Source organism: Streptomyces sp. NPDC046303, from assembly GCF_055588085.1.
In genome coordinates, this window is record NZ_JBVJFA010000085.1 from 1 (window position 1) to 3,265 (window position 3,265).

At 72.4% G+C, this 3,265-nt stretch carries 4 protein-coding genes; 3 read left to right on the forward strand and 1 reads right to left on the reverse strand.

What is annotated here, in order from left to right; translation table 11 throughout:
* Together ACZ6I1_RS34945 and ACZ6I1_RS34950 are read left to right on the forward strand one after the other, a co-directional pair.
* Positions 1 to 95: adenosylhomocysteinase (locus tag ACZ6I1_RS34945; protein ID WP_351650166.1), on the forward strand; the 95-nt coding region annotated here is incomplete at its 5' end.
* 88 nt (positions 96 to 183) lie between these two features.
* The gene (locus tag ACZ6I1_RS34950; protein WP_469293153.1) at positions 184 to 801 is read left to right on the forward strand and encodes a hypothetical protein; all 618 of its coding nucleotides are present in this window, start codon (positions 184 to 186) and stop codon (positions 799 to 801) included.
* 4 nt (positions 802 to 805) lie between these two features.
* Here the strand turns inward: ACZ6I1_RS34950 and ACZ6I1_RS34955 are convergent, their stop codons facing one another.
* Positions 806 to 1,735 carry an RDD family protein gene (locus ACZ6I1_RS34955; protein WP_469293155.1) on the reverse strand — a complete coding sequence of 310 codons (930 nt, stop codon included), beginning with the start codon at positions 1,733 to 1,735 and terminating at the stop codon, positions 806 to 808.
* A 111-nt stretch (positions 1,736 to 1,846) separates the two neighbouring features.
* On the opposite strand from ACZ6I1_RS34955, the gene ACZ6I1_RS34960 reads away from it, so the two are divergent.
* Positions 1,847 to 2,854, forward strand: coding sequence for a stage II sporulation protein M (locus ACZ6I1_RS34960; RefSeq protein ID WP_469293157.1), 1,008 nt, complete (start codon positions 1,847 to 1,849; stop codon positions 2,852 to 2,854).
* Positions 2,855 to 3,265: the final 411 nt, after the last annotated feature.

The following is a 3,265-nucleotide window of genomic DNA, read 5'->3' on the forward strand; positions in this document are numbered from 1 at the left end:
TGGGCGTCAAGCTCACCACCCTGCGTCCGGAGCAGGCCGAGTACATCGGCGTCAAGGTCGAGGGCCCGTACAAGCCCGACCACTACCGCTACTGATCCCCGCGCGGCAGGAGCAGCAGCACGTCACGCAGGCCCCCGGCACCATGCCGGGGGCCTGCCCCGTACCCATCCAAGGACCGACACGATGCCCCGCGGCCGCTATTCCCTCCACGATCCGCACGACCACACCCCCCTCGCCGAGGAGCACTTCCACTGCGCCCCCGGCCCCTCCGGCTGGCGCTACGTCTCCCAGCTGACCGCCCCGAACGGCGACCACCGGGGTTCCGTCGACCTGGCCATCGACGCACTGGGCCGCCCCATCCGCCTCGAGGTGAACGCGGCCGGCTGGCAGGTCCGCGGGGCCGCCATCGACGGTGTCACCTGGGTCCGTACCGACCCCACGGGCGCCGAGGCCACCGAGGGCAACGTCCACGCCCCCGGTTTCACCGGCACCTCACCGGCCTTCCTGATCGCGACGGCCCGCCTGCTGCGCCTGGCCCCCGGCGCCCCCGCCACCCGCGTCCGGCTCCTCGCCCTCACCGACCCGGTCCTGGCCCCCCGTACCGTCGACCAGGCCTGGGCCCTGCTGCGCCGCGCGGAGCACCCCACCGACAGCGGCCCGCTCGTGGTGGACGAGTACCAGGTCAGCGCCCTGGACACCGGCGAGGTCCACACCGTCCACATCGCGGGCGACGTGGTCCTGTCCGCCCCCGGCATCGAACTGGAACACCTGGAGACGCCGCCGTCGACCTTCGAGGAGTGACCCCTCAGGCGGGCGGCGCGAACCCGCCCGCACGCGGCGCCTCCACGGGAGCCGCCGGCGCGGGAGCGACGGGCGGACCGGATACGGGCACCGGCCCGGCCGGGGGCGCGTACCCGGCCACGGGCGCCGGGCCCGGTCCGGCGGCGGGAGACGGCCCGAACCCGGCGGCGGCAGGAGCCGAAGGGCCCGGGCGGAAGGCCCGCGCCGCATCCCGCGACTGCCGCTCGTGCACCACGGCCATCAGGAACGCGGCGGCCGGCACCCCCGCCGGCGCGGGCGCCCCCGTCCGCGCGACCAGATCGTCCGCGAGCCGCGCCGCCATCGCCGCGCCCACCCGGGGATCCAGCTGGTTCATCCGCGTCAGGTACTGCCGTATCGCCAGCCACAGCCCGTCCGGCACCGCCGACAGGTCCAGCCCGGTGAACCGCCCGGCCAGCCACGGCGGCGGCGGGGGCACCGGCATCACCCGCGCCCCCGGCACCCGCTCCCGGATGACCAGGGTCCCCGCGAACACGTCACCGAGCCGCCGCCCGCGCGCCGACACCAGGGACGCGATGCACGCCACGGCCCCGAACGTCATCAGCAGCTCCACGACCCCCATGGCCCCGCGCACCAGCGCGTGACGGAACCGGATCGGCCCGCCGTCGTCGCGCACCACCCGCAGCCCGCACGCGAGCTTGCCCAGCGACCGGCCGTGGCTGAGCGTCTCGACCGCGATCGGCACACCGACCAGCAGCAGGACGAACGACGCCACCGCCACGGCCGCCTGGGCGGCATCGTCGAGCGAGGAGATCGCGAAGGTCAGCCCGACCGACAGGAGCACGTACCCGGTGACGTACACGATCAGGTCGAGGACGATCGCCAGCGCCCGGCTCGGCAGCCTCGCCGGCCTCAACCCCAGGACGACCGCGTCCCCCGTCACCAGATCGCTCACCACAGCACCCTTCACGTGACCTGCCCCGCCCCTGATGCGTCCAGTCTGCCAAGCTGACCACACGAGGAATAGCCAGCAGCAGGGGCACTGGGGCAGGGGAGCGGCAACCGGATGGATCTCGACGTCTTCGTGACGGCACACCGCGCGGAATGGGACCGCCTGGAGCAGCTCCTGGGACGCGGCCGCAAGCTGACCGGCGCCGAGGCCGACGAACTCGTCGCCCTCTACCAGCGCACGTCCACCCATCTCTCGCTCGTCCAGTCCAGCGCCCCCGACCCCATGCTCACGGGGCGCCTCACCCAGCTGGTCGCCCGCGCCCGCGCCACGGTGACGGGCACCCGCCGGGCCGGCTGGCGCGACGCCGTCCTGTTCTTCACGGTGGGCTTCCCGGCCGCGGTGTACCGCAGCCGCCGCTGGTGGATCCCGACCGCGCTGCTCTCCACGGCCCTCGGCGTGCTCATCGGCTGGTGGATAGCCACGCACCCGGAGGTCCAGGGCGCCATCGCCGCCCCGGAGCACCTCAAGGAGCTCACGAAGCCGGGCGGCCAGTACGAGACGTACTACTCCAGCCATCCCGCGGGCTCCTTCGCCGCCCAGGTCTGGACGAACAACGCCCAGGCCGCGGCGATCTGCCTCGTCCTCGGCGCGTTCCTCGGCCTGCCCGTGCTCTGGATCCTCTTCCTGAACATGGCCAACCTCGGCGTCGGCCTCGGACTGATGGCCTCCGCCGGCCGCCTCGACGTGTTCCTCGGCCTGATCCTCCCGCACGGCCTGCTCGAACTGACGGCGGTCTTCGTCGCCGCGGGCACCGGCCTGCGCCTGGGCTGGACGGTCATCGACCCGGGCCCCCGCACCCGCCGCACCGCGCTGGCCGAACGGGGCCGCGCGGCCCTCGGCATGGCCGTCGGCCTCGCGCTGGTCCTGTTCGTCTCGGGCCTGATCGAAGGATTCGTGACCCCGTCCGGCCTGCCCACCTGGGCCCGCATCACCATCGGCGTCGTGGCCGAGGCGGCCTTCCTGCTCTACGTCTTCGTCCTGGGCGGCCGGGCCTCCCGCGCCGGCGAGACGGGCGACGTGGAGGCCGCCGACCGCACGGCAACGCTCCCCACCGCGGCCTGATGTGCGGGCAGGCCCCCCGGCCTGCTAGTCTCCTCGTCGGCCCGGAAGCCCTGTTGACACGGAGCGGAAGGGGAGGTAGATTCAAACGGTTGCCTCGGACTGGACAAGTTCGACGGCGACGGTTAGAATCTTTCTCGCCCCTGCAAGGAATGGAATTCCAGCGGGGCACAATCGACTCCCGAATCCGAGGCCGGTAAATCCGGTGGAAAGATTCTGATAGAGTCGGCATCGCCGAAAAGGGAAAGCGCGAAAGCGTCTGGACCTGGAAAGCACCGAGGAAATCGGACCCGAAAGAGTCTGATAGAGTCGGAAACGTAAGAACAGAACGAAAGCCCGGAGGAAAGCCCGAGAGGGTGAGTACAAAGGAAGCGTCCGTTCCTTGAGAACTCAACAGCGTGCCAAAAATCAACG